Below are 25684 nucleotides of genomic sequence, written 5' to 3' on the forward strand. Positions count from 1 at the left end.
GGGCCGCGCCCGGGATGCTCCCGAGGGGACGCCCGGACCGCTGCGCCGAGGGCGAACAGCCTGCGAGCACGCGGGCGACCGACCCGCCAGCGCGCGGGTGCACCGCCCGCACCCGCGGGCGCCCCGCCCGTGGAAGGACGTCCGTGACCCTCTTCGCCCCCGCGCCCCGTCGCCGTTCCCGCGCACGCACCGTCGGCTGGGCGTTCGTCATCGGCGCGGTCGTGCTCGGACTCCTGGCGAGCTTCCTGCCGAGCCCCTACCTGATCGAGGTGCCCGGGCCGGTCTACAACACGATCGGCACGCAGCGGCAGGGGCAGGGCAAGGACGCGAAGGACGTCGAGCTCATCCAGATCGACGGGGCGGAGACGTACCCGACGGGTGGCGCGCTCGACATGCTCACCGTGGGCATCCAGGGTGACGCCACGAACCGCCCGTCGTGGACGAACGTGATCCGCGCGCTGTTCTCGCGCTCCGAGGCGGTCATCCCCGCGAGCGCCGTCTACCCGGAGGGCACCACCACCGAGCAGGTGAACCAGCAGGACGAGGCGGACATGCGGTCGTCGCAGCAGTCCGCCGTCGCCGCCGCGCTCATCCACCAGGGCCACGACCTGCCGACCGAGCTCCGGGTCGGGACGGTGCAGGAGGGCTCCGCTGCGGACGGCACCATCCGCGAGGGCGACGTCATCACGGCCTTCGACGGGGAGCAGCTGACCGAGAACGTCGACGCCGGGTCGCTCCGCGCGGCGGTCGCGGAGCACGGGACCTCGTCGCCGGCGACCGTGACGCTGCTGCGCGACGGGAAGCGCGAGCAGGTCGAGGTCACCCCCCGCGAGGAGCAGGGGACCCCGCTCCTCGGGGTCGGCGTCACCGAACGGTACGACTTCCCCTTCGACGTGAAGATCGCGCTGCAGGACGTCGGCGGCCCGTCCGCCGGCATGATGTTCGCGCTCGGGATCATCGACGAGCTGACGCCGGGCGAGCTCAACGGCGGGAAGCACGTCGCGGGCACCGGCACGATCACCGCGGACGGCGAGGTCGGCCCGATCGGTGGCATCCGGCAGAAGCTCTACGGCGCGAAGGACGCCGGTGCGACCGTGTTCCTGGCGCCGGCCGACAACTGCGACGAGGTCGTCGGCCACGTGCCGGACGGACTCGACGTCTACAAGGTCGCCACGCTCGACCAGGCGGTCACCGACCTCGAGACGATCGCCGCGGGGAAGAGCACCGCCGGGCTCGCACGCTGCGGCTCCTGACCCGGCCACCCGCACGGCGCGACGTGTGCGCTCGACGCGATCCGCGCCTCCCGGCCGACCGGCCTGGAGGCTCGGCTCGCCTTCCTGAGTCCCCGTACAGTTTCACTGTCGGTCCGGACCAATAGGATCGGAGCACTGACGGCCCGGCGCGCCGGGCCCGCCGGTCCGACACGTCTGGAGCACATCAAGTGACGACAACCTCGTCCACCTCGGGCACTGCTGGGCGGCGTTCGCCGCGGGTCCCGATCGTGGTCACGATCATCGTGCTGGCCGCACTGGTGATCGGCTTCTTCATCTTCGCCAGCCTGTACACCGACTACGCGTGGTTCGCGCAGCTCGGGTTCCAGCAGGTCCTCACCACGCGCTGGATCGCGGGCACGCTCATGTTCGTGGCCGGGTTCCTCGGCATGGCGGTCCCGGTCTACGTGAGCATCGCGCTCGCCTTCCGCTTCCGCCCGGTCTACGCCAAGCTCAACTCGCAGCTCGACCGCTACCAGCAGGTCATCGAGCCCCTGCGCCGCGCGGTCATGATCGGCATCCCGGTCGTCCTCGGCCTGTTCGCCGGGCTCGCGACCGCCGGTCGCTGGAGCATGGTGCTCGAGTACTTCAACCGGACCCCGTTCGGCCAGAAGGACCCGCAGTTCGGGCTGGACATCGGGTTCTACGTGTTCGAGCTGCCGTTCTGGCGCTCGATCGTGGCGTACTCGTCGGCCGTCGTCCTCATCGCCGGCATCGCCGCGCTCGCCGCGACCTACCTCTACGGCGCGCTGCGCTTCGGCGGGCGCGAGGTCCGCATCTCGAAGGCCGCACGCGTCCAGCTCGCCGTCACCGCAGCGGTCTACGTGGCGCTGCAGGCCGTCAGCCTGTGGCTCGACCAGTACGCCGCGCTGACGAAGGACAACCCGCTCATCACGGGTGCGCAGTACACCGACGTCAACGCCGTCATCCCGGGGCGTGAGATCATGGCGGGCATCGCGGCGATCGTCGCGATCCTCTTCATCGTCACCGCCGTCATCGGCCGCTGGCGCATCTCGATCGTCGGCACCGGGCTGCTGCTCGTCGCGGCGATCGTCATCGGCGGCATCTACCCCTGGATCGTCCAGCGCATCCAGGTGAAGCCGTCGGAGCGGACCTACGAGTCGGCCTTCATCGAGCGCAACATCAAGGCCACCCGCGACGCGTACGGCGTGAGCGGGGTGCAGGAGCAGAACTACGACGCCACGACCGAGGCGAGCTCCGGCGCGCTGGCGCAGGACGCCCAGACCACGGCGAACATCCGTCTGATCGACCCGAAGATCGTCTCGGACACGTTCAGCCAGCTGCAGCAGTACCGGCAGTACTACCAGTTCCCCGACCAGCTGGACGTCGACCGCTACGACATCGACGGCCAGACCGAGGACACCGTCATCGCGGTCCGCGACATCGACCTCGACGGGCTCAGCTCGCAGGCGAACACCCAGTACAACCGGACGTTCGTCTACACCCACGGCTTCGGTGTCACCGCGGCCTACGGCAACCAGCGCGCGAGCGACGGCAAGCCGGTGTTCCTCGAGTCCGGCATCCCGTCGAACGGGCAGCTCGGCAACTACCAGGAGCGCGTCTACTTCGGTGAGACCTCGCCGCCGTACTCCATCGTGGGCGGACCCGAGGGCTCGAAGAACATCGAGCTCGACTACCCGGCCGGTTCCGACGACAGCGACGGCGGCAACGCCACGACGACGTACCAGGGCAACGGCGGGCCGAGCCTCGGCGGGTTCTTCAACCGCCTCGTCTACGCGGCGAAGTTCCAGTCGGAGCAGATCCTGCTGTCGGACGCGGTGAACCGCGACTCGCAGATCCTGTACGACCGCGACCCGATCCAGCGCGTGCAGAAGGTCGCTCCGTACCTGAAGCTCGACAGTGACGCGTACCCGGCGATCGTCGACCACCGCATCCAGTGGATCGTGGACGGCTACACGACGAGCGACGCCTACCCGTACTCCCAGAGCCAGAGCCTGTCGGACACGGTCGCCGGGACCGACTCGTCGGCGTTCCGCACGGACCAGGTGAACTACATCCGCAACTCGGTGAAGGCCACCGTCGACGCGTACACCGGCAAGGTGACGCTCTACGCGTGGGACACCGAGGACCCGGTGCTCAAGACGTGGCAGAAGATCTTCCCCACGTCGACGCAGCCGGTCTCGCAGATGAGCGCGGAACTCCTCGACCACGTGCGCTACCCGACCGACCTGTTCAAGGTGCAGCGCTCGATCCTCGGCACGTACCACGTGACGAACGCGAACTCGTTCTACTCGGGTGACGACGCGTGGAACACCCCGCAGGAGACCACCACGGGCACGACCGACTCCGAGGCCAACTCGGACACGGTGTCGCAGACGACGACGAATGCCCTCGGTACCAGGACCACGGCGTCGCAGGGCAACCTGCAGGACCCGTACTACCTGACGATGAAGGTGCCGGGGCAGGACACCGCCTACTCGCTGTACACGACCTACATCCCGCAGCAGTCGGCCGGAGCGAACAACCGCAACGTGCTGACCGGGTACCTGGCGGTGGACTCCGACGCGGGTGGTGCCGGCAAGGGCGAGAAGGCGTCGAACTACGGCAAGCTCACGCTGCTGACGATGCCGAAGACGGACAACATCCCGGGTCCGGCGCAGGTGCAGAGCCTCTTCAACGGTGACACCACCGTGTCGCAGGAGCTGAACATCCTGAAGCGGGGCAACTCGACCGTGAAGCAGGGCAACCTGCTGACGCTGCCCGTCGGCGGTGGGTTCCTCTACGTCCAACCCGTCTACGTCCAGTCGACCTCGAGTGGCTCGTACCCGCTGCTGCAGAAGGTGCTCGTGGCCTTCGGCGACAAGATCGCGTTCGAGGACACCCTCGACCAGGCGCTCAACGAGCTGTTCGACGGTGACTCCGGTGCTGCCGCCGGTGACCAGGGCGCGGCGAACGGGTCGGGTTCGACCGGTTCGTCGGGCTCGGGTTCGTCGGGCTCGGGTTCGTCGGGCGCAGGCTCGGCCGACTCGGGTTCGGGATCGTCCGACTCCTCGGGTGGCTCCGGTTCGTCGTCCGGGGGTTCCTCCTCCGGCGGCTCGTCGAGCGACACCGGCAACCAGGCGCTCGACCGGGCCCTGGCCGACGCGCGCAGCGCGCTGCAGGACCGCCAGAAGGCCTACGCCGACAACGACCTGGTCGCTGCGGCCGAGGCGGACAAGCGCCTGCAGGACGCCATCGAGGCCGCGACCGAAGCCGAGAACGGCAACTGACACGCCGTGGCGGGGCACTCGATTTGTGCCCCGCCACCGGGGTGTGTAGGCTATTGGATGTGCCGCGGGGTGGAGCAGTTCGGTAGCTCGCTGGGCTCATAACCCAGAGGTCGTAGGTTCAAATCCTGCCCCCGCAACCAAGCGTCACAAGAAGGCCCCGGTCCACTCGGACCGGGGCCTTCGTCGTTCGCACCTCGCACGTGCGAGGCCTGCTGGTCGTGCACGGCGTGCTGGTCGTGCTGGTCGTGCTCGTCGTCCTCGCTGCTGCGTTCAGCGAGGACGTGCCGCGGCTACGCTCGGGCCATGGCAACCCTCACCGTCGCCGCCGCGCAGTTCGCTCCCGTCGACGACACGGCGGCCAACCTCCGCACCGTGCAGGCCGCTGCCGAGGACGCCGCCGCGCGCGGGGTCGACCTGCTCGTGACGCCCGAGTACACGTCGTACTTCAGCGCCGAGATCGACGACCGGTTCGTCGCCGCCGCCGAGCCGCTCGACGGGCCCTTCGTGACCGGGCTCCGGGCGATTGCGCGACAGCACGCCATCGCGCTCGTCGTGGGTGTGGCCGAGACCGCGGGGACGCCGGGACGGTTCCGGAACACCCTGGTCGCGGTGCTGCCCGACGGATCGATCGCGGCGACGTACCGGAAGGTGCACCTGTACGACGCGTTCGGGTCGAAGGAGTCCGACCGCATCGAGTCGGGTGATGCCGACCAGCTGCCGGTGTTCGAGCTCGGCGGGGTCCGCATCGGCCTCGAGACCTGCTACGACCTGCGTTTCCCCGAGGTCACCCGGCGCCTGGCCGCACCCGAGGTCGGCGCAGCCGACGCGGTGGTCCTGCCGGCCGAGTGGGTGCGCGGCCCCGGGAAGGAACACCACTGGCGCACACTGCTGACCGCCCGTGCGATCGAGAACACGGTCTGGGTCGTCGGGGTCGGTCAGACCGGGCCGATCGGTATCGGCGACTCCGTGGTGATCGACCCCGCCGGTGTCGCGGTCGCCGCCGGCGGAGCCCAGCCCGGCACCGTCGTCGCGACGATCGACACCGCGACCACCGAGGCGGTCCGTGCGGTCAACCCCTCGCTCGCGCTCCGTCGGTTCGACGTGCACCCGCGCTGAGCGCACGCTCCGCACGGGCACGGACTGTGCACTCGCCCGCGCCCGCGCCGCACAGGCTGCGCCCGCCCGCGCCTCTGCCGCACGTCTGTCTCCCCGAGCGGGCGGAACCGGCACCGCGGCGCGAGCTCCGCCCTCGATTCCGCCCGCTCGCGCCCCCTGGTGCAGTCGTGTTCGTCCTCTGCTGCAACCAGACGAGCCGCGCGGACCAGCGCACGACGGCGAACGGGCGGAACCGGGAGAGCCGCGTGCGGAGGGTGCAGGAACGACCCGCTCGCGGGGACAGCCGGCGTCGGCCGGTGTCGGCACGACGAGCTGCGCTCCCCGGACGGGCGGAAACAGTAGCTCAGAGCGGCGAGACGTGCAGAGAATGCCCGCTCGCGGTGGCTGGGGGACCGGGTGGCTGGGTGGCTGGGTGGCCGGGTGGCCGGGTGGCCGGCGCTCGTCGAACGGGCGGAAACGGCGGCTGGGGGCGGCGAGACGTGCAGAGAAGGCCCGCTCGCGGTGACAGGGGACCGGCGCTCGTCGAACGGGCGGAAACGGTGGCTCGGTGCGCCGAGACGTGCAGAAGAGGCCCGCTCGCGGTGGCTGGGGGACCGGGTGGCCGGCGCTCGCCGGACGGGCGGAAACGGCGGCTCTGTGCGGCGAGACGTGCAGAGAAGGCCCGCTCGCGGTGACCGGGCGATCAGCGCTCGCCGATCGGGCGGAAACGGCGGCTCGGTGCGGCGAGAAGTGCAGAAGAGGCCCGCTCGGCTGGTCCGCGCGGGCCGGTGGCGGACGTGCACGTCGGGTGCGGCGCGCCGGAGCACGGAGTGCGCCGTGGGGGCGGTTGCGGGCCCGACTCCCGGTCAGTGGGTCGGGGCGAGGGCTGCGAGGCGGCTGACCGCCTCGGACAGGACGTCGCGGCGCTTGCAGAACGCGAAGCGCACGAGCGACCGGTAGCCCGCCGCGCGCTCCGGTCGGACGAACGCCGACACGGGGACGCCGACGACCCCGGCGAGTCCGGGGAGCCGCAGGCAGAACTCCCGGGCGTCGTCGTACCCGAGCGGTGCGGTGTCCGCGAGGACGAAGTACCCACCGTCCGGGTGCATCACCTCGAAGCCGGACGCGCGGAGCCCGCCCGCGAGCAGTTCGTGCTTCTCGGACAGCTCCCGCGCGATGCCGTGGAACACCTCGTCGGGCAGACGGAGCCCGGCTGCGACCGCGGGCTGGAAGGGAGCCCCGTTCACGAACGTCAGGTACTGCTTGACCGAGACGACGGCCTCGACGAGTGCGGGTGCTGCCGTGAGCCAGCCGATCTTCCAGCCGGTGGTGCTGAAGGTCTTGCCAGCGCTGGAGATCGTGATCGTCCGGTCCGCTGCACCGGGCAGGGTCGCGACGGGGACGTGCGGTGCGCCGAAGGTGAGGTGCTCGTACACCTCGTCGGTGACGACCAGGGCGTCGTGCCGCTCGGCGAGCTCGAGGACGGTGGCCAGGACCTCGCGGGGGAGGACCCGCCCGGTCGGGTTGTGCGGTGTGTTCACCAGCACGACCCGCGTGCGGTCGGTGAACGCGGCACGCAGGGTGTCCTCGTCCGGCAGGAAGTCCGGTGCCGTCAGGGGAACCGTGACGTGGGTGCCGCCGGCGAGACGGATCAGCGCCCCGTACGCGTCGTAGAAGGGCTCGAAGGTGACGACCTCGTCGCCCGGCTCGACGAACGCGAGCAGCGTCGCGGCGAGGGCCTCGGTCGCGCCGGCGGTGACGAGGACCTCGCGGTCCGGGTCGACCGTCAGCCCGTACCAGTGCGCCTGGTGCTCGGCGATCGCCTCCCGGAGCTCCGGCGCCCCGCGGCCGGGCGGGTACTGGTTCACACCGCGGCGGATCGCGTCGACCGCGGCGTCGAGCACCTCGACCGGGCCGTCCTGGTCGGGGAAGCCCTGGCCGAGGTTGACGGCGCCGGTGGCGGCAGCGAGCGCGCTCATCTCGGCGAAGACGGTCGGCGCAGGGACACCGTCGGGACCGAGCAGCATCGCTCCCTCGGCAGCTCGGAGCCAGGGTCCGGTGCGGTGCATGGTGGTCCCTCCGGTGCGCGCGGCGCGGGTCGACGGCCTGGAGGCCCCAACCTAGTCGGACGGGTCGGCAGCGCGCGCTCTGCGGGTCACCCGGCGCCGCGAGACCGGGAACGCGTCCACAGCCCACGCATAAGATCGCCATAGGTCGCTTGCAGCGCCAGCAGGAGCACCGCTCAGGTGGGTCCGGAAGACTGCACGAGCTTGAAAGGAGCACGTCCAGCATGACCGACACCACGCCAAACGGCCAGGGCGACGACAACCGCCCCGAGGAAACCGACCACCGGGCCGCAGCCGAGGACGCCTCGCGCGCCACCTCCGGCGAGGGCACGTCGACGCAGGACGTCTCCGGACAGCCCGCCGACCGCCGTACGGACCACGACCACACCGACGTCATCGACGACGCCCACGGGGCCGAGACCGACGTCATCGCTGCGGGGACCGACACCACGACGGACCGCTACACCGCGCCCTACCCGACCATCGACCGCGACCGCGACGGCAGCGATGCCGGGCAGCAGGCCAGCCCCTACGGCTCCGACAACGCACACCACGGGCGGGGCGACGGACAGAGAGCGTCCGGCCAGAGCGCCCACGGCCAGGACGACGACCGGTACGGGCACAGCCAGTACGGCCAGGGTCAGAGCCAGTACGGCCAGGGCCAGTACGGCCAGGACCAGGGCCAGTACGGCCAGGGCCAGTACGGACAGAGCCAGTACGGCCAGGGCCAGTACGGCCAGGAGCAGAGCCAGTACGGCCAGAGCCAGTACGGCCAGGACCAGAACCAGTACGGCCAGAGCCAGAACCAGTACGGCCAGAGCCAGAACCAGTACGGCCAGAGCCAGTACGGCCAGGACGGCCAGAGCCAGTACGGCCAGACCCAGAACCCGACCCCGTACGGTCAGGACCAGTACGGCCGGTCCCAGGGCCAGCCCCGCTACGGCGAGTACGCCCAGGGCACGCCGCAGGTCGGCTCGCCGTACGGCGCACCGCAGAGCGCCTCGTACCCCGGCTCCGCCCAGGCCCCCTCGTCCGCCAGCGCCTTCGGCGACGTGGACGGCTCGAACCAGCGCAACGGCCACTACTTCGGCGGCGCTGCCGCGGGTGCGGCGACCGGGACCGCCGCGGGTGCCGCAGTGGGCACGACCGCGAACGGGAAGGGCGGCCGCAACAAGCTCGTCCTGCCGATCGTCGCGGGTCTGGTGCTCGCCGGCCTGGTCGGCGGCGGCGCCGGTTGGGCGGCCGGTGCAGCCCAGGGCGGCGGCACCACCGTGATCGGCTCCGGCTCGTCGCAGAACGGCGGCAACCTCACGGTCAACGACTACAACAACGCCACCGTCGTGACCGCGGTCGCCGCGCAGGCGACGCCGTCCGTCGTCACGATCAACGTCTCCTCGGGCTCCGCGGGCGGCACCGGCTCCGGTGTCTTCTTCACGAAGGACGGGTACATCGTCACGAACACCCACGTGGTGACCCTCGACGGTGACAGCTCGAACGGCACGATCACGGTCACGACGTCCGACGGCAGGATCTACCCGGCGAAGCTCGTCGGCACCGACCCGACGGTCGACCTCGCGGTCATCAAGATCGACGCGACAGGCACCAAGCCGATCTCCTTCGCGAACTCCTCCGAGCTCAACGTCGGTGACACCGCCGTCGCGATCGGCGCGCCGCTCGGCCTGTCGAACACCGTCACCGACGGCATCGTCTCGACCCTGAACCGCAGCATCCAGGTCGCCTCGAGCGCCCCCAGCCAGGGCGGCGACTCGAACGAGGGCGGCAACGGCGACAGCCCGTTCGAGTTCCCGGGCAACGGCGGATCCTCCACCAAGACGACCGTCTCGCTGCCGGTCATCCAGACCGACGCGTCGATCAACCCCGGCAACTCGGGCGGCGCCCTGCTCGACTCGAAGGGCAAGCTGATCGGCATCAACGTCGCGATCGCGAGCGCGGGCAGCTCCCAGTCCTCCGACGCGCAGTCGGGCAGCATCGGTGTCGGCTTCGCCATCCCGGCGAACCTGGTCCAGCGCGTCGCGAACGAGATCCGTGAGAACGGGTCGGCGACGCACGGTCTGCTCGGCGCGACGGTCGGCGACGCCTCTGAGGACGCGAACGCCACCCAGATGGGTGCGCTCATCAAGTCGGTGTCGTCCGGCGGAGCGGCGGCGGACGCCGGTCTGCAGAAGGGCGACGTCGTGACGAAGATCGGCTCGGCATCGGTGGCGGACGCCACCGACCTGACCGCGCAGGTCCGCTTCTTCGCCGGCGGTGCGAAGACGACGATCACCTACGTCCGCGACGGTCAGACGCGCGAGGCCGACGTCACGCTCGGGACCTACAAGAGCTGACGCGACCAGCGACGGACGGGAGGCGCGGTGCCGGCTGGCACCGCGCCTCCCGTCCGTCGTCCGGCCACGCCGCGGCTCGTGGTGCGGTCCGCCGGTCGGCGCCCTGGCGGGTCCGACGCAGGTGGGTGCTCCGGCCGCTTGATAGGCTCATGGCTGCTCTCCGGGGCGGTACCGGTCCACGGTGCGCTCCGCGCGTCAGCCACGACCCCGAGGACCGCATGCAGACAGACGGACAGCCCCTGCCGGGGGTCTCGTACGTGATGCCGGTGCTCAACGAGGTCACCGAGGTCCGTGCGGCGGTCGGGAGCCTGCTGGAGCAGGACTACGAGGGTCCGTTCGAGGTGATCCTCGCGCTCGGACCGTCGATCGACGGGACGAACGAACTCGTCGCCGAGATGAGCGCCGCCGATCCTCGTGTCCGGGCCATCGAGAACCCCGTCGGCTCCACACCCGCCGGGCTCAACGTCGCCATCCGAGCATCGGTGCACCCGATCGTGATCAGGGTCGACGCCCACTCGGTGCTGCCGTCGGACTACACCCGGATCGCCGTCCGCGTGCTGCTCGAGTCGGGTGCGGACAACGTCGGTGGCATCATGCACGCCGAGGGCCGCACGCCGTTCGAGCGTGCCGTCGCCCTCGCCTACGGCAGCCGGGTCGGCCTCGGTGGGACACCGCACCACGTCGGTGGCAAGGCCGGTCCGGCCGAGACCGCCTACCTCGGGGTGTTCCGACGCGACCGGCTGTTCGAGGTCGGACTCTTCGACGAGGGCATCAAGCGCGGCCAGGACTGGGAACTCAACCGGCGGTTGCGCCAGACCGGTGGCACGGTGTGGTTCACCCCGGAACTCGTGGTGACCTACCGGCCGCGGCCGAGCCTCCGACGACTGGTGCGCCAGTTCGTCGCGACGGGCCTGTGGCGCGGCGAGCTCGCCCGACGCTTCCCGGCGAACAACGGCCTGCGGTACTTCGCGCCCCCGGCGATGGTCGTGGCGATGGCGCTCGGGATCGTCGCCGGACTCGTCGGCATCGTCGGTGCCGTGCTCGGGTCGCCCGTCGTCTGGGCGGCGCTGGGCTTCGTCGTCCCCGCCGTCTACCTGCTCTTCGTCGTGCTCGGCGCCGTCCTCGTGGCGCGGCGTTCCGGGCTGCCCACGATGCTCTGGCTGATCGTCGTGCTGCCCTGCATCCACGTCGGTTGGGGCATCGGTTTCATCATCGGGTTCCTGACCCGGACCTCCGAGCTGACCACGCACACGGGACGGTGACCTGACCCCTTGACCGACGACACCACCGGCCGCGGCAGCGCCCGCCCGACCTCGATCGCCGAACTCCGTGCGGTCGCCCAACCCGACGAGGTCCGCTCGCGGGCGAACGCCGAGCACTGGACGGCGTCGCTCTACCTGCGCGACGTGTCGCCGTACCTGACCTGGGTGCTGCTCAGGACGCGGGTCTCGGCGAACCAGGTGACCGGCCTGATGATCCTGGTGGGGTGGAGCGTCGCCGCCGCGCTGCTGAGCCCGGGCATCTGGGGTGCACTGCCCGCACTCGTGCTCGGTCAGCTGCAGATGCTCGTGGACTGCTGTGACGGTGAGGTCGCCCGGTGGCGCGGCACCCGGTCGCCCGCCGGGGTGTTCCTCGACAAGGTCGGGCACTACACGACCGAGGGACTCATCCCGATCGCGCTCGGCGTCCGCGCCGCGACCTGGCCGGTCCACGGCGCGGACTGGATGTGGACGACGATCGGGTGCGCGCTCGGCCTGGTGATCGTGCTCAACAAGGCGCTCAACGACATGGTCCACGTCGCCCGCGCGAACGCCGGCCTCGAGAAGCTCGTCGACCGCCGGGACGCCGGCACGGCCCCGTCCGGGCGGCGCTTGGCGACGCTCCGTCGCTTCGCACGCTTCCTGCCCTTCCACCGCCTGTACCACTCGGTCGAGCTGACCATCCTGGCGTTCGTGTTCGCACTGCTCGGGCTCGTCGTCGGCAGCCCGCTGGTCGACCGGGTCCTGGTCGGGGCGCTGTTGCCGCTCGCCGTCCTCGCCACGGCCGGTCACTTCGTCGCCATCATCTCGTCGAAGCGGGTGCGGGCATGACCTCGGGAGCGACGACGGGCGCCACACCGGAGGCGTTGCCCGGGACCCACCGTCGGACCGCCGTCCCGCACCGGCAGCGCCCGCGCATCGCCGTCGTGAGCCTGTCCCAGGGCACCCGTCCGGACGACCTCCGCCGTGGGCTGACGAGCGTGCTCGCGCAGCAGGACGTCGAGCTCGACGTCGTGTGCGTCGGCAACGGCTGGGAGCCGACGGGGTTGCCCGAGGGCGTCCGTGCGCTCGCACTGCCCGAGAACGTCGGGATCCCCGCCGGTCGCAACGCCGGAGCAGCAGTCGTCGACGGCGACTACGTGTTCTTCCTCGACGACGACGCGTCGATCCCGTCGCCGACCTTCCTGCGTGACGCCGTGGCACTGCTCGAACGCGACCCGTCGCTCGGCCTGGTGCAACCGCGGGTGGTCGACCCGACCGGATCGGCGAACCCCCGTCGCTGGGTGCCGCGCATCCGCAAGGGCGCTGCGACCGACTCGTCGCCGGTCTTCTCGGTGTGGGAGGGGGCCGTGCTCCTGCCGATGGACGTCCACCGCGCCGTCGGCGGGTGGGGTGCACCGTACTTCTACGCGCACGAGGGCATCGAGCTGGCGTGGCGTGTGTGGGACGCCGGTCGACGCGCCTGGTACGCCGGTGACCTGGTCGCGCACCACCCGGCGATCGACCCCGCCCGGCACACCGAGTACATCCGGCTGAACGCCCGCAACCGCGTGTTCCTGGCACGCCGCAACCTGCCGGCGGCACTGCGACCCGTCTACGTCGGGTCGTGGGCCGCGATCCAGGTGGCGCGCTGGTGGCGACACCCCGTGCGCCTGCGGACGTGGTTCGCGGGGATCCGGGAGGGCTGGACGGCGGACTGCGGACCGTCGCGGCCCATGGGGTGGCTGACCATCGCCCGGATGACGCTGGCCGGTCGGCCACCCGTCGTCTGACACCGCCGCCCGAACGTCCCGGCACCCCGACCGGGTGTCCGCGGTCGAGCACCCCGTCGCTGCCCGCTCCACACCCTTCGTCACTGCCGTCGTCGCCGAGCACACCGCCCAGCAACCGCCCGTAGCCTGAGGACCACCATGCCGATCACCAAGGACGTCCGGACCGCGATCCGTCTCGCCCGCCGCCTGCTGCGTTCCCGTCAGAACCGGCGGGAGCTCGCCCGCCGGCTCCCGGAGGTCCCGGAGCTCGCACCGCGCTCGATCGAGGTCGCGGTCTACTTCGCCGACGGCAAGGTGAACATGTACCAGCTCCGGCAGTGGTACGCGCCGTTGGCGGAACTCGCCCGCGAGCACCCCGTCGCGATCATCTCCCGCAGCCCCGGCACGATGACGACCCTGCTCGACGAGTCGCCCGTCCCGGCGGTGTACGCCCGCCAGGTCGTCGACCTCGAGCGGTTCGTCGAGGAGCAGGCACCGAAGATCGTCCTGTACGTCAACCAGAACGCCCGCAACTTCCAGATGATGCGGTACGGGCGCATGTGGCACGTCTTCGTCAACCACGGCGAGAGCGACAAGATGTACATGACCACCAACCAGTTCAAGGCGTACGACTACGCCCTGATCGCGGGAGACGCCGCCCGGGACCGCCTGCGTGCCGCCCTGTGGGACTACGACGTGGACCACCGCACCATCGCCATCGGACGCCCGCAGGCCGACCACTTCGCCGGCGCGGTGCCGTACCCCCACGACGACCGGACCGTGGTGCTCTACGCGCCCACGTGGGAGGGCGACCGCGCCGCCGCCGCGTACGGCTCGATCGCGTCGCACGGGGTCGAGCTCGCCGAGCGCCTGCTCGCGACCGGTCGACACCGTCTGGTGTACCGGCCGCACCCGCGCAGCGGCGTGCTCGACCAGGACTACCGTGCTGCCCACGAGCGCATCGTCGCCGCGATCACCGCCGCGAACGCCGCCGACCCGTCTGCGCACCACGTGTACGACGACGGCCCGCAGCTCGGGTGGCAACTGGCGGACGCGGACGTCGCCGTGACCGACATCAGCGCGATGATCTACGACCGACTGGCCGTCGGCAAGCCGCTGCTCGTGACGCGTCCGGCGGCACCCGAGGCCGACGTGGACGAGCGCGGGTACCTCGGCGCCGCGAACTGGCTGCTCGCCGAGGACGCCGCCGACGTGGTCGCGCGGGTGGACGCCGCCGCGAACGACGCCGAGGAGCTCGCGACGCTGCAGCACTGGGTCGAGCGGTACTTCGGCGACACCACACCCGGCGTCGCGACGCGCCGGCTGCATGCTGCCGTCGACCGTCTCGTGGCGCGCTGGCACGAGGTCGCCCGGGAGCGCGGCGAGGGCTGACCCTGCGGTCGTCACGACGCGAGGCCGACCAGATGGTCGCCCACGAGTGACATCCGCCACAGGTACTCGGAACGGTCCGGGCGCCGCCACCGGACGACCACGATGCCGGTCTGCTCGGGGTCGGCGCCGAACACCGCGATCGACAGGGATCGACCCGGGTCGAGACGGTTGACCGCCAGCGGCGGGCAGTACCCGCTGCCGAGGTGCGTGAGGGAGATCGCGTGGAGCGGCTCCGGCCCGGTGTTCACCAGGTCGTAGCGACGTGGTGCCCAGGATCGGTCGACGGTGAACGGGACTGCGTAGGCCGTGGGTGGGTGGTGCATGCGGGCCACGGTAGGGGGAGGGGCCGACGTCGGGAGCCCGGGGGAGCGCGCTGGTGCCTCGGCCTGTGGACGAGGGGACGGTGGGGCCCGGGTGTGGAGGAGCGGAGCTCAGGCCCCGTGGTCGGCCGCGTACCGCGCCAGGGCTGCCTCGATCGTGTCGTCGAGCTGCAGACGCCCCTTGTCGAGGTAGAGCCCCCGGTCGCAGAAGCGACGCAGGTCCTTGTCGTTGTGCGAGACGAAGAACAGCGTCCGGCCCCCGGCCAGCAGCTCCTCGATGCGCTTGTAGCACTTCTCGCGGAAGCTCTTGTCACCCACCGCCAGGACCTCGTCCACCAGGATCACCGGTTCGTCCAGCCGCGAGATCACCGCGAACGCGATGCGCACCTTCATGCCGCTCGACAGGTGCTTGTAGGGGGTGTCGACGAAGTCGCCGATCTCGGCGAAGTCGATGATCTCGTCGAAGGCGTCGCGGATCTCGGCCCGGGACATCCCGTGCAGACCCGCTGTCAAGTACACGTTGTCCCGGACGGTGAGGTCGCCGACGAAGCCGCCGGTGATCTCGATGAGCGGAGCGACACCCGCATCGACACGGATCCGTCCCTCGTCCGGCAGCATGACCTGCGCGACGAGCTTGAGCAGGGTGGACTTCCCCTGACCGTTGCGTCCGACGACGCCGATGGCCTCGCCCGGCCGGACGTCGAACGACACGTTGCGGAGCGCCCAGAACTCGTCCGCGCGCTTGCGGCGGTTGCTCCCGGCGAACAGGTCCTTGAAGCTCCGGCTCGCGCGGCGGTTGCGCTTGAACCGGATGCCGGCGTCGCGCACGGAGATCACGGGCGCCACGCTCGTGGACGGCGCGGTCCGGTCGGTCGCGGTCATCACAGCTCCTTCAGGACGCGGTGCTCGCTCCGGCGGAACACGAGGAGGCCGACGACGAGGACCACGGCGGTGACCACCACCGACACCCCGACCTCGAGCCAGTCGAGCTGGCCGGGGAAGAACGCGGAGCGGTACAGGCCGAAGATGCCGCTGAGCGGGTTCAGTGCGGCGATGTCGTGCAGCCGGTCGGGCAGAGCCTGCGTGCCGTAGATGATCGGCGACGCGTAGAACAGGAACCGCAGGACGAGCTTCACGGCGCGTTCCAGGTCACGGAAGAATACGACCAGGGGTGCGACGATCAGCCCGATCCCGTAGACCAGGGCGCACTGCAGCACGATGGCCAGCGGGTACAGCGCCAGTTCCCAGTGCAGGTGCGCACCGGCGGCGATCGCGAAGACCGCGAGCACCGGCAGGCTCAGCAGGAACTCGATGCCCTTCGACGCGTTCACCCGGGCGACCCAGATGCTCCGGGGGATCGTCGTCGACCGGATCAGCTTCGCCTCCTTCGTGAAGGCTCGCGTCGAGTCGGACACCGCTCCGGTGAACCACATCCACGGCAGCAACGCCGACAGCAGGAAGACGATGTACGGTTCCTCACCCACCGCTCCCCGGTGGAAGACCTGGGTGAAGACGAACCAGTAGATCGCCGACATCACCAGCGGGTCGAGGATCGACCACAGGTACCCGAGCGCGGACGTCGAGTACCGGACGCGCAGGTCCCGCACGGTCAGCAGCCAGAGTGCCTGGCGGTACCGCCGACCGGCGCTCCGGGACGACGTCGATGCAGTCGTCGCGGGCGCGGTCGGCGCACTCGCTGTGGTCACGCGGCTTCCCTCCGGGCGGAACCGCCGAGGGGGTCCTGACGGTGGTTCAGGCGAACAGGTCGTTCGCGCGCTGGAGGTCCTCGGCGAAGTCGATCTCGACCGCGTACAGGTCGGAGATGTCGATCGGCGACCAGCGTAGCCCGTCCTCGGCGATGGCAGCCTCGATGCCGCCCTCGAAGTACTCCTGGTCGTCGACGCGGCCGAGCTGGCGGATGAGCGCCTGCTTGTCGCGCGAGGAGACGTAGTTGATGCCCACGGCCTCGCCCAGTCCGCCCACGACCCGCTTCGAGAGCTCCTTGATGCAGCCGTCGGCGTCGACCGTGTACTTGACCTCCTCGTCGGAGACCTTCTCGGTGTTGACGCTGACGAACGAGCGGTCCTGGTCCATCATGTCCGCGGCACGGACGAGGGCGCGCGGGTCGAAGACGACGTCGCCGTTCATCCACAGGACGCCGCTCTTGCCGGTCGCCTTGAGCGCGCGCAGCAGGCTCTTCGACGTGTTCGTCGAGTCGTAGGACTCGTTGTAGACGAAGTTCGCCTCGGGGAACGCCTCGACGATGTACTCGGACTTGTAGCCGACGACGATCGTGACGCGGGCGCTCGAGCCGAAGGCGGCTCGGATGTTGTCGAACTGCTGCTGCATGATGGTGCGGCCGTCGCTGAGTTCGGTCAGCGGCTTCGGCAGGCTCCGACCGAGTCGGCTGCCCATCCCCGCTGCGAGGATGACGATCTGCGTGGTCATGCTGGTCCCTTCTGGTGTCCGCCCGCGCGCCGCGTGGGGCACGGGCGGGCCTCGTCGAGTGTGCCCGCTCCGGGTCCGAGTTCGCCGTGAGCGTGCGCTTCCTGCACCTTCGTGCGGGGGACGAGCGGCCACGGGCGCCCGTCCGGGCAGGTTTCCATGTGGTGAACACTCCGTCGTGCCCTGGTGAATGATACGGAACGAGTGCGCTCCGGGGTACACCCCCGCGTGCTTCGTGCTCATTTCGTGATCCTGTGACCGGTTCGGTACCGAGGCCCTCGCGGACGCGCCGCCGGTCGGGGTCGGCCGCGTCCGGCGCGTTGGTACGGTGGGGCGGTGGCTGCAGCTGATGACGACGACGTGTACGCGACGTCCGACGCCGCCTGGCTGGCGGACGCGGACGGACCGTCCGGTGACGCGGCCGACGACGACACGGGGGACGAGGATGCGCGCGACGACGCCTCCGATGATGACGAGATGACCGACGACACGACGGGTGCGGCCGTCGCGGTCGGTCACGACGAAGGGGCACCCGACCAGGGCGCCGACCCGGAGACCGCCGTCGCCTCGCGACCGGCAGCTGCTGCGACGAGCGCACCCGCCACCGCTGCTGCGGCGACCGGCACACCGACGGCCACGGCCGCCGCGTCGGACCGCACCCCCCGCAAGGGCAAGGGCAAGGGCAAGGGCAAGGGGCGTGCCGCACGACCCTCGGGCCCCGCGACGCCCGCACAGCCCACCGACACGACCGCCACCGGCTCCGGCGCGGCCGGGGACGACGCGTCGAGCACGGGGACGACCCAGCGTGCGGGCACGCCGAAGACCGCTGCGGCCGGCTCCACGGCGAAGGAGAAGCGCGCTCCCGGACGCCAGCCGACCGCCACCGCCGCCGCGACGCAGACCGCACAGGCGCAGCAGCCCGTCGTGCTCCGCGCGAGCGGCCTCGTGAAGCGGTACGGCCAGACCCTCGCCGCGGACGAGGTCGACCTCGAGATCCGCCAGGGTTCGATCTTCGGCGTCGTCGGACCGAACGGCGCCGGCAAGACCACCACGCTCTCGATGGTCACCGGTCTCCTCCGGCCCGACGCGGGCACCGTGACCGTCCTCGACCACGACGTCTGGTCCGACCCGACGGCGGCCAAGCGCGCCCTCGGTGTGCTGCCCGACCGGCTCCGGCTGTTCGACCGGCTCACCGGCGCGCAGCTGCTGCACTACTCGGCCACGCTCCGTGGGCTCGACGGTGCGACCGCACGGAAGCGCAGCACCGACCTGGCCGAGGCGTTCGGTCTCGGCGAGGCGCTCGGGCGCCAGGTCGCCGACTACTCGGTCGGCATGGCGAAGAAGATCGCGCTCGCCGCGACCCTGATCCACTCGCCGCGCGTCCTCGTGCTCGACGAGCCGTTCGAGTCGGTCGACCCGGTGAGCGCGGCGACGATCACGGACATCCTGCGGCGGTACACCCGCGGCGGCGGCACCGTGGTGCTCTCCAGCCACTCCATGGAGCTCGTGCAGCGCACGTGCGACTCCGTCGCGATCATCGTCGGCGGCAAGGTCCTCGCCTCCGGCACGATGGCGCAGGTCCGCGGGCGCAAGAGCCTCGAGGACAAGTTCGTCGAACTCGCGGGCGGCCGCGTCGTGGCAGAGAGCATGGAATGGTTGCACAGCTTCTCCGACTGAGGGTCGACCTGCTCGCGGGCGAGGTCCGTGGGGGAGCCCGACGGTCGGTCCTCGTGGTGCTCGGGTCCCTGCTCGGCCTGGTCGCCGCCGTGGTGGTGGCCGGCGAGCTCCTCGCGCTGCGGCAGGCACCCGTCGAGGTCGCGCGGTCGGTCGCGGTCCCCGTCGGCACGTTCGTCGCCCTCGCACTCACGCTGGTGCCGCTCGTCGTCGGCCGCAGCGACCAGTTCGACCCGCGCCGCTTCGCCGTGTACGGGATCGATCGCCGTCACCTCGCCGTCGGTCTCGGCGTCGCCGGACTCGTGGGCGTCCCGGTGCTCGCCGTCGCGGTCGTCGCGGTCGGGCAGGTCGGCGCGTGGTCGCGCAGCGGCGGCACCGCGGTGCTGGCCGTCGTCGCCGCACTGCTCGGCACCCTGACCTGCGCCCTGCTGCTGCGGGTCGGCAGCGCCGTCGGTGCGACCTTCGTCGGACCGCACCGGTCGCGCGACGCCGGCTGGCTCGCCGCCCTCGTGATCGTCGTGCTGGGACTGCCGGTGGCGTCGCTGCTGTTCCGCAGCGACTGGCTCGACCCCGCCAGCACCGAGCTCCAGCGGATCGCCGACGTCGCCGGTTGGACGCCGTGGGGTGCCGCCTGGGCGGTCCCGGCGGACGTGGCGAGCGGTCGCGTCGGCGAGGGGCTCCTGAAGCTGCTGGTCGCCCTGGTCACCGTCGCACTGCTCGCGTGGGCCTGGTGGGCGCTGGTCGGCGCCGCACTCGAGGCCGCGGACGGACGCGCCGGTACCCGCCGCTACCGCGGGCTCGGCTGGTTCGCCGGCCTGGGCTCGACGCCGGTCGGCGCGGTCGCCGCCCGGGCGCTGACGTACTGGGGCCGTGACCCGCGCTACCGGATGTCCTACCTGGTCATCCTGTTCGTGCCGCTCGTGGTGCTCCCGCTCGGGGTCGCCGGCGTGCCGTGGCACTGGACCGCGCTGGTCCCGCTGCCGCTCATGGCACTCATCGCCGGGTTCCTGCCCCACAACGACGTCTCCTACGACAACACCGCGGTCTGGCTGCACGTCGCGTCGGGCGCTCCCGGTTGGACCGACCGGCTCGGGCGACTCGTGCCCCTGCTCGTCGTCGGACTGCCGCTCGTCGTGGCGGGCGCCGCCGTGTCCGCCGCGCTCTTCGGGGACCCCACGGCCTTCCCGGTGCTCACCGGCATCGCAGTGGGTGCACTGCTCGCCGGGCTCGGGCTGTCGAGCGTCGTCTCCGTCCTGCTGCCGTACCCGACCGTCCGCCCCGGCGACCACCCGTTCCAGCAGCCGCAGGCCGCCGGGACGACGGCCGCGGTCGCGCAGACGACGATGATCGTCGGCATCCTGGCGTCGCTCGTCCCCGCGGGCTGGCTGGCGGTGCTCACCGCGGTCGAGGGCCCGGAACCCTGGGCACTCGCGACGCTCCTCGTCGGCATCGCCGTCGGTGTCGTCGTGCTCGTGACCGGCGTGGCCGTCGGCGGTCGGCTCTTCGACCGGCGTGGTCCCGACCTGCTCGCTGCGGCGCAGCGGAACTGAGCGCCTGCCGGCCGGGAGGCACGCTGTGGCCCGACGCCGTGCCTCCCGTCGGCACGCACCGTCGGACGGGAGGCGCGTGGCGGGACCGTCCCGCGTCTCCCGTCCGTCCTCGGTGCAGGTGAGCCGCGTGGCGGGGCGGACCCGCGCCTCCCGTCCGTCGCGGCGTCGGCCGCATCGTCGTACCCTGGACCCATGAGCATGACGGAACCCGGCGGCGGCCTCGACGTGATGGACCGCGAGCTCGAGAAGCTCCTCGAGGAAGAGGCGATCGAGCCCGGCGACCACGAGCGGTTCTCGCACTACGTGAAGAAGGACAAGATCCTGCAGTCCGCACTCTCCGGCAAGCCGGTCAAGGCGCTCTGCGGCAAGAAGTGGGTGCCGGGCCGCGACCCGGAGAAGTTCCCGGTGTGCCCGGACTGCAAGGCCATCTACGAGAAGATGAAGTCCGAGTAGTCCGCTAGACCACCAGGGTGGGGATCGCCGGGTCGCCGCGTCCGATGCGGGACGCGTCCACCGGGAGCTCCGCCTTGGCGCGCTCGTGGTGCGCCCGAGCCGCCTCGACGCCGGCGACCCCGAGGAACGCCGGGTTGACCTCGCCGTGGTCCACCACGGGGACGAGCAGGGGTCGCTCGTCGGGGCCGAGGCGACCGGAGGTCAGGACGACCTCGGCGGTGGCGATGCCGTTGCGGAGGCGCCGGCCGGCCTCCTTGCGCCCACCGGTCGAGGCCTTGTCCGCGGACTTCTTCGCGACGGGGACCCACTCGTCGCCCGCCGGGGTCTGGTGCGCGACGAGCTTGAACACCATGCCGGCCGCCGGGTGGCCCGAACCGGACACGACGCTCGTGCCGACACCGTAGGAGTCGACCGGCGCGGCCCGGAGCGCGGCGATCGTGTACTCGTCCAGGTCGTTCGTCACGGTGATCTTCGTCGCCGGGGCACCGAGCCGGTCGAGCTGCGCGCGCACCGCGGCGACGACGCTCGGCAGGTCACCGCTGTCGATGCGGACCGCGCCGAGCCGGCCGTCGGTGAGCCGGACGGCGGTCTCCACCGCTGCCTCGATGTCGTACGTGTCGACGAGCAGCGTGGTGCCGTCGCCGAGGGCGTCGAGCTGCGAGCGGAACGCGGCCTCCTCGGAGTCGTGCAGGAGCGTGAACGCGTGCGCGGCGGTGCCCATCGTCGGGATGCCCCAGGTGCGGCCGGCCTCGAGGTTGCTCGTCGCGCCGAAGCCCGCGATGTACGCGGCGCGGGCGGCGGCGACGGCGTTCCACTCGCCGGTGCGTCGCGAGCCCATCTCGGCGAGCGGACGGCCGTCGGCGGCGGACACCATGCGGGCCGCTGCGCCGGCGATGGCGGAGTCGGCGTTGAAGATGCTGAGCGCGAGGGTCTCGAGGACCACCGACTCGGCGAACGTCCCCTCGACCTGCAGCACGGGGGAGTCGGGGAAGAAGACCTCGCCCTCGCGGTAGGCGCGGACGTCCCCGGTGAACCGGTAGTCCGCGAGCCACCGAGCCGTCCCCTCGTCGATCACGCCGCGGTCGCGGAGGAAGCCGATCTCCTCGTCGCCGAAGCGGAACTCCGTGAGCGCCGTGAGGAAGCGCCCGAGACCGGCGGCGACACCGTAGCGGCGGCCGTCGGGGAGGCGGCGGGCGAACACCTCGAACACGCAGCGTCGATCGGCGGTGCCGTCCTTGAGGGCGGCGTCCACCATGGTGAGTTCGTACTGGTCCGTGAGGAGCGCGCTGGTCACGCGTCCGACACTAGTGACCTCCCGGTGCCGAGGTGACGTCGGTGTGCCACGGTGACGTCGCGGAGCCGGGGCGACGTCGCGGAGCCGGGGCGACGTCGCGGAGCCGGGGCGACGTCGCGGTGCCGAGGCGCGGGGCGCGCGTGGTCGGGCGCCCGGCGGGTGCGGCTCGGTACGCTGGGCGGGTGACGGATGCACCGATCGGAGTCTTCGACAGCGGGGTCGGTGGACTGACGGTCGCGCGGGCGATCATCGACCAGCTGCCGCGCGAGAGCATCCGCTACGTCGGGGACACCGTGCACTCGCCCTACGGCCCGAAGCCGATCGCCGACGTCCGGCGGTACGCGCTCGAGGTGATGGACGACCTCGTCGACCAGGGCGTGAAGGCGCTGGTGATCGCCTGCAACACCGCGTCCTCCGCCGTGCTCCGCGATGCTCGGGAACGCTACGAGCAGGCGTACGGCATCCCCGTCGTCGAGGTGATCCAGCCGGCCGCCCGTGCCGCCGTGAAGCAGACCCGGACCGGTCGCGTCGGGGTGATCGGGACGGTGGGGACCATCGCCTCGCGGGCGTACGAGGACGCGTTCGCCGTGGCTGCCGACGTCACCCTGTCCCTCGCGGCGTGCCCGCGCTTCGTCGAGTTCGTCGAGGCCGGTGACACCTCGTCGCCGGCGCTCCGTGAGGTGGCGGCGCAGTACCTCGCGCCGATCCGCGCCGCCGACGTCGACACGCTCGTGCTCGGGTGCACCCACTACCCGCTGATGTCCGCGGCGATCCAGTACGTGATGGGCCCGGACGTCACGCTCGTGTCGAGCGCCGAGGAGACCGCGAACGACGTCTACCGTCGGCTCGTCGAGCACGGGCTCGAACGCACCACCCCGGAGCCGCCGACCTACGCGTTCGAGGCCACCGGCGACGACAAGAACGGCTTCATCCGGCTCGCCCGGCGCTTCCTCGGTCCCGAGGTCTCGAGCGTCGGACACCTCCAGACCGGGGCCATCACGCTGCCCCGAACCGAAAGGACCCCATGAGCACCCGCATCGACGGCCGCAGTGCCACCGACCACCGTCCGGTCAGCATCGAGCGGGGGTGGAGTTCGCAGGCCGAGGGCAGCGCACTCATCTCGTTCGGCAACACGAAGGTGCTGTGCACGGCGTCCTTCACGAACGGTGTGCCGCGCTGGATGGCCGGCAAGGGCACCGGCTGGGTCACCGCCGAGTACTCGATGCTGCCGCGGTCGACGAACGAGCGCATGCAGCGCGAGTCGATCAAGGGCAAGGTCGGTGGACGGACGCACGAGATCTCGCGGCTCATCGGGCGGTCGCTCCGAGCGGTCGTGGACATGAAGGGCCTCGGCGAGAACACCCTCGTCCTCGACTGCGACGTGCTGCAGGCCGACGGCGGGACCCGCACCGCGTCGATCACCGGCGCCTACGTGGCGATGGTGGACGCGATCGAGTGGGGCCGCGACAAGGGCTTCATCGCCAAGAAGGCGACGCCGCTCACCGACAGCGTGCAGGCGATCTCGGTCGGCATCGTCGGGGGGGAGCCGATGCTCGACCTCGCGTACACCGAGGACTCCGCGGCCGACACCGACATGAACATCGTGACGACCGGCTCCGGCAAGTTCATCGAGGTGCAGGGCACGGCGGAGCACGCGCCGTTCGACCGCGACGAGCTGGACACGCTGCTCGACCTCGGCCTCGCGGGCAACCGGTCGCTCGCGGCGATCCAGCGCGACGTGCTGGGCCTCGCGTGACCGGCCACACCGTCGTCCTGGCGACGCACAACCAGGGCAAGGTCGTCGAGCTGCGCGGGATCCTCGGCGAGGCCCTCGGCGCGGGCGTCGAGCTCGTCGGGTACGACGGTCCGGAGCCCGTCGAGGACGGCGACACCTACGCGGCGAACGCGCTCATCAAGGCGCGTGCGGCGGTGGCGCACACCGGGCTGCCGGCGCTCGCCGACGACTCCGGGATCGCCGTCGACGCGCTCGGCGGGGCACCCGGCATCCACTCCGCCCGGTACGCCGGGACGCGCGTGGACGCGGACAACATCGCGCTGTTGCTGCGGAACCTCGAGGGGGTCGTGGAGCGGACCGCTGCGTTCGTGTGTGCCGCCGCCTTCGTCACCCCGGACGGCACGGAGCACCTGTTCGAGGCGGTGTGGAACGGCGAGGTCCTGACCGAGCCGGTCGGGGACGGCGGACACGGGTACGACCCGGTGTTCCAGCCCGACGACGCCGACCGTTCGGCAGCACAGCTGACGCGCGACGAGAAGAACGCACTGTCGCACCGGTCGAAGGCGTTCCGGGGGATCGCACCGATCGTCCGGGAGTACTTCGGGGTCTGACCAGACCGGTCGGAGGGCTCCGCGGGACGCCGGCGTCAGCGCGGCGTTCCGTGCCCAGGCACAACGAGCGACACCTCGCGCCACGGGTTCCCGTGGCGCGAGGTGTCTTCGGTTGTGCGACGCCGCCGCTGCAGCGCCGTGTGCGGACGGTCAGCGCCGCCAGGCCGCCGGAGCGCCGACGGCCCGCCGACTACTGCTCGGCCGGGCGACCCGCGCCGTCGGCGGTACCCCGCTCGGCGCCACCGCGCTGCGCTGCCTCCTCGGCCTCGGCGGCGTGCTTCGCCTTGCGCGCGGTCCGCCAGTAGTGCAGCCCCGCGGGGACGACCGTGACGAGCACCGCGAGGATGAGGATCACGTCGATGTAGTTCCGCACGACGTACGCGATCGGCGGGATGTACCCGAGGAAGTACCCGAGGAAGGTCACGCCGACACCCCAGACGACCGCACCGATGGCGTTGTACAACGAGTACTTCTTGTAGTTCATGCGCCCGACCCCGGCCGCGATCGGCAGGAAGGTCCGGACCACGGGGACGAAGCGGGCGAGGATGACCGCGAGCGGGCCGAAGCGGTGGAAGAACGCGTTCGTGCGGTCGACGTTCTCCTTCGAGAAGAGTCCGCTCTCCTTGCGCTCGAAGATCGGGGGCCCGGCCTTCTTGCCGATGTAGTACCCGAGCTCACCGCCCAGGAACGCCGCCGCGCCGATCATCAGCGCCGCCGCCCAGATGGGGATGCCGCCGATCTGGCCGCCGCGGTCGAAGGCGAAGAGCCCCGTGATGACGAGCAGGCTGTCGCCGGGGAAGACGAAGCCGATCAGCAGGCCCGTCTCGGCGAAGACGATGGCGCAGACGATGAGCACGGCGATGGCCCCGAAGTGGTCGAGGATGTACTGCGGGTCGAGCCACGGGATCAGGGCGAGTGCGACGGAGTGCATGGTTGTTCCGGTCGTGTCGGGGCGGGGCACGGGGAAGCTCCCGCCTGACGAGGGTACCGCCCGGCGGTGACCGCCCCATCCTCCTGTGGTGTGACTCCACCCGGCGAGCCGACCATCGTGCGGAAGGAGGGACTCGAACCCTCACGCCTGGGGCACAGGAACCTAAATCCTGCGTGTCTACCGATTCCACCACTCCCGCGAGCAGCGGCAGTCTACCGAGGCGTGGACGCGGGGCGGG

General features: G+C 71.5%; 20 protein-coding genes, 2 tRNA genes and 1 pseudogene. 15 read left to right on the forward strand and 8 right to left on the reverse strand.

From position 1 onward, the window contains the following. Positions 1-143 precede the first annotated feature (143 nt). The 4 genes from NI26_RS04305 to NI26_RS04320 all read left to right on the forward strand — a co-directional run bounded on the left by NI26_RS04305 (position 144) and on the right by NI26_RS04320 (position 5638). A complete protein-coding gene (locus NI26_RS04305) occupies positions 144-1253 on the forward strand; it encodes a YlbL family protein (protein ID WP_066652893.1) in 1110 nt (369 codons plus the stop codon). Between the two features lie 248 nt (positions 1254-1501). After that, a complete protein-coding gene (locus tag NI26_RS04310; RefSeq protein ID WP_144411247.1) occupies positions 1502-4522 on the forward strand; it encodes a UPF0182 family membrane protein in 3021 nt (1006 codons plus the stop codon). A gap of 63 nt (positions 4523-4585) precedes the next feature. Further along, a tRNA-Met gene (locus NI26_RS04315) sits at positions 4586-4662 on the forward strand. A 163-nt stretch (positions 4663-4825) separates the two neighbouring features. Continuing rightward, the gene (locus tag NI26_RS04320) at positions 4826-5638 is read left to right on the forward strand and encodes a carbon-nitrogen hydrolase family protein (RefSeq protein ID WP_066652896.1); all 813 of its coding nucleotides are present in this window, start codon (positions 4826-4828) and stop codon (positions 5636-5638) included. An 845-nt stretch (positions 5639-6483) separates the two neighbouring features. On the opposite strand, the gene NI26_RS04325 is transcribed toward NI26_RS04320, so the two are convergent. Next, positions 6484-7686, reverse strand: a complete 1203-nt coding sequence (locus tag NI26_RS04325) for an aminotransferase class I/II-fold pyridoxal phosphate-dependent enzyme (RefSeq protein ID WP_066652899.1) — start codon at positions 7684-7686, stop codon at positions 6484-6486. Positions 7687-7907: 221 nt separating this feature from the next. Here NI26_RS04325 and NI26_RS04330 point away from each other — a divergent pair, with 221 nt between their 5' ends. From NI26_RS04330 to NI26_RS04350, 5 genes are all read left to right on the forward strand, one after another. Beyond that, positions 7908-10031, forward strand: a complete 2124-nt coding sequence (locus NI26_RS04330) for a S1C family serine protease (RefSeq protein WP_066652901.1) — start codon at positions 7908-7910, stop codon at positions 10029-10031. A 218-nt stretch (positions 10032-10249) separates the two neighbouring features. Further along, on the forward strand, positions 10250-11293 hold the full coding sequence (locus tag NI26_RS04335; protein WP_066652903.1) for a glycosyltransferase family 2 protein: 1044 nt from the start codon (positions 10250-10252) through the stop codon (positions 11291-11293). A gap of 9 nt (positions 11294-11302) precedes the next feature. After that, complete coding sequence (locus tag NI26_RS04340) at positions 11303-12121, forward strand: CDP-alcohol phosphatidyltransferase family protein (protein ID WP_066652906.1); 819 nt, start codon at positions 11303-11305, stop codon at positions 12119-12121. Then, positions 12118-13062, forward strand: coding sequence for a glycosyltransferase family 2 protein (locus tag NI26_RS04345; protein WP_081984708.1), 945 nt, complete (start codon positions 12118-12120; stop codon positions 13060-13062). Before NI26_RS04340 ends, NI26_RS04345 begins: the two co-directional genes overlap by 4 nt. Before the next feature lie 138 nt (positions 13063-13200). Continuing rightward, positions 13201-14433 carry a CDP-glycerol glycerophosphotransferase family protein gene (locus NI26_RS04350; protein ID WP_066652908.1) on the forward strand — a complete coding sequence of 411 codons (1233 nt, stop codon included), beginning with the start codon at positions 13201-13203 and terminating at the stop codon, positions 14431-14433. A gap of 11 nt (positions 14434-14444) precedes the next feature. Here NI26_RS04350 and NI26_RS04355 read toward each other — a convergent pair whose 3' ends face one another. The 4 genes from NI26_RS04355 to NI26_RS04370 all read right to left on the reverse strand — a co-directional run bounded on the left by NI26_RS04355 (position 14445) and on the right by NI26_RS04370 (position 17201). Next, positions 14445-14756: a hypothetical protein gene (locus tag NI26_RS04355; RefSeq protein WP_066657868.1), complete on the reverse strand. Its 312-nt coding sequence runs from the start codon at positions 14754-14756 to the stop codon at positions 14445-14447. A 108-nt stretch (positions 14757-14864) separates the two neighbouring features. Continuing rightward, positions 14865-15635: an ABC transporter ATP-binding protein gene (locus NI26_RS04360; RefSeq protein ID WP_200884133.1), complete on the reverse strand. Its 771-nt coding sequence runs from the start codon at positions 15633-15635 to the stop codon at positions 14865-14867. Beyond that, a complete protein-coding gene (locus tag NI26_RS04365; protein ID WP_066652910.1) occupies positions 15635-16459 on the reverse strand; it encodes an ABC transporter permease in 825 nt (274 codons plus the stop codon). The genes NI26_RS04360 and NI26_RS04365 overlap by 1 nt, the downstream gene beginning before the upstream one ends. Positions 16460-16505: 46 nt before the next feature. Then, entirely contained in the window at positions 16506-17201 is a 696-nt protein-coding gene (locus NI26_RS04370; RefSeq protein ID WP_066652912.1) for a phosphocholine cytidylyltransferase family protein, read from the reverse strand. Between the two features lie 333 nt (positions 17202-17534). Here NI26_RS04370 and NI26_RS16135 point away from each other — a divergent pair, with 333 nt between their 5' ends. The 3 genes from NI26_RS16135 (at position 17535) to NI26_RS04385 (ending at position 20875) form a co-directional block, all read left to right on the forward strand. Next, positions 17535-18875, forward strand: coding sequence for an ABC transporter ATP-binding protein (locus NI26_RS16135; RefSeq protein WP_235426508.1), 1341 nt, complete (start codon positions 17535-17537; stop codon positions 18873-18875). After that, positions 18851-20422 carry an ABC transporter permease gene (locus NI26_RS04380; RefSeq protein WP_144411248.1) on the forward strand — a complete coding sequence of 524 codons (1572 nt, stop codon included), beginning with the start codon at positions 18851-18853 and terminating at the stop codon, positions 20420-20422. Before NI26_RS16135 ends, NI26_RS04380 begins: the two co-directional genes overlap by 25 nt. 192 nt (positions 20423-20614) lie before the next feature. Next, positions 20615-20875, forward strand: a complete 261-nt coding sequence (locus NI26_RS04385; RefSeq protein ID WP_144411249.1) for a DUF3039 domain-containing protein — start codon at positions 20615-20617, stop codon at positions 20873-20875. A gap of 4 nt (positions 20876-20879) precedes the next feature. Here NI26_RS04385 and NI26_RS04390 read toward each other — a convergent pair. After that, a pseudogene (locus NI26_RS04390) lies at positions 20880-22235 on the reverse strand (nicotinate phosphoribosyltransferase); the annotation flags it as partial. A gap of 116 nt (positions 22236-22351) precedes the next feature. On the opposite strand from NI26_RS04390, the gene murI reads away from it, so the two are divergent. Genes murI through rdgB form a run of 3 tightly spaced genes read left to right on the forward strand, consistent with a single transcriptional unit; the run spans position 22352 to position 24515 of the window. After that, positions 22352-23197, forward strand: a complete 846-nt coding sequence (murI, locus tag NI26_RS04395; RefSeq protein ID WP_066652917.1) for a glutamate racemase — start codon at positions 22352-22354, stop codon at positions 23195-23197. Continuing rightward, positions 23194-23925, forward strand: a complete 732-nt coding sequence (gene rph, locus NI26_RS04400; RefSeq protein WP_066652919.1) for a ribonuclease PH — start codon at positions 23194-23196, stop codon at positions 23923-23925. Before murI ends, rph begins: the two co-directional genes overlap by 4 nt. Next, a complete protein-coding gene (gene rdgB, locus NI26_RS04405) occupies positions 23922-24515 on the forward strand; it encodes an RdgB/HAM1 family non-canonical purine NTP pyrophosphatase (protein WP_066652922.1) in 594 nt (197 codons plus the stop codon). The genes rph and rdgB overlap by 4 nt, the downstream gene beginning before the upstream one ends. Before the next feature lie 190 nt (positions 24516-24705). Here the strand turns inward: rdgB and NI26_RS04410 are convergent, their stop codons facing one another. Together NI26_RS04410 and NI26_RS04415 are read right to left on the reverse strand one after the other, a co-directional pair. Next, entirely contained in the window at positions 24706-25446 is a 741-nt protein-coding gene (locus NI26_RS04410) for a DedA family protein (RefSeq protein ID WP_066652928.1), read from the reverse strand. A 118-nt stretch (positions 25447-25564) separates the two neighbouring features. Continuing rightward, positions 25565-25645: transfer RNA gene (locus NI26_RS04415), tRNA-Leu, on the reverse strand. Positions 25646-25684 lie beyond the last annotated feature (39 nt).

It is taken from the genome of Curtobacterium sp. MR_MD2014 (genome assembly GCF_000772085.1).
Classification (GTDB): domain Bacteria; phylum Actinomycetota; class Actinomycetes; order Actinomycetales; family Microbacteriaceae; genus Curtobacterium.

What these genes read in the sequence shown, in the direction of transcription:
- NI26_RS04320 (WP_066652896.1), top strand. Translation starts at nt 4,826, where the DNA reads ATGGCAACCCTCACCGTCGCCGCCGCGCAGTTCGCTCCCGTCGACGAC.
- NI26_RS04325 (WP_066652899.1), bottom strand. Translation starts at nt 7,686, where the DNA reads ATGCACCGCACCGGACCCTGGCTCCGAGCTGCCGAGGGAGCGATGCTG.
- NI26_RS04330 (WP_066652901.1), top strand. Translation starts at nt 7,908, where the DNA reads ATGACCGACACCACGCCAAACGGCCAGGGCGACGACAACCGCCCCGAG.
- NI26_RS04335 (WP_066652903.1), top strand. Translation starts at nt 10,250, where the DNA reads ATGCAGACAGACGGACAGCCCCTGCCGGGGGTCTCGTACGTGATGCCG.
- NI26_RS04345 (WP_081984708.1), top strand. Translation starts at nt 12,118, where the DNA reads ATGACCTCGGGAGCGACGACGGGCGCCACACCGGAGGCGTTGCCCGGG.
- NI26_RS04350 (WP_066652908.1), top strand. Translation starts at nt 13,201, where the DNA reads ATGCCGATCACCAAGGACGTCCGGACCGCGATCCGTCTCGCCCGCCGC.
- NI26_RS04355 (WP_066657868.1), bottom strand. Translation starts at nt 14,756, where the DNA reads ATGCACCACCCACCCACGGCCTACGCAGTCCCGTTCACCGTCGACCGA.
- NI26_RS04360 (WP_200884133.1), bottom strand. Translation starts at nt 15,635, where the DNA reads ATGACCGCGACCGACCGGACCGCGCCGTCCACGAGCGTGGCGCCCGTG.
- NI26_RS04370 (WP_066652912.1), bottom strand. Translation starts at nt 17,201, where the DNA reads ATGACCACGCAGATCGTCATCCTCGCAGCGGGGATGGGCAGCCGACTC.
- NI26_RS04380 (WP_144411248.1), top strand. Translation starts at nt 18,851, where the DNA reads ATGGTTGCACAGCTTCTCCGACTGAGGGTCGACCTGCTCGCGGGCGAG.
- NI26_RS04385 (WP_144411249.1), top strand. Translation starts at nt 20,615, where the DNA reads ATGAGCATGACGGAACCCGGCGGCGGCCTCGACGTGATGGACCGCGAG.
- rph (WP_066652919.1), top strand. Translation starts at nt 23,194, where the DNA reads ATGAGCACCCGCATCGACGGCCGCAGTGCCACCGACCACCGTCCGGTC.
- NI26_RS04410 (WP_066652928.1), bottom strand. Translation starts at nt 25,446, where the DNA reads ATGCACTCCGTCGCACTCGCCCTGATCCCGTGGCTCGACCCGCAGTAC.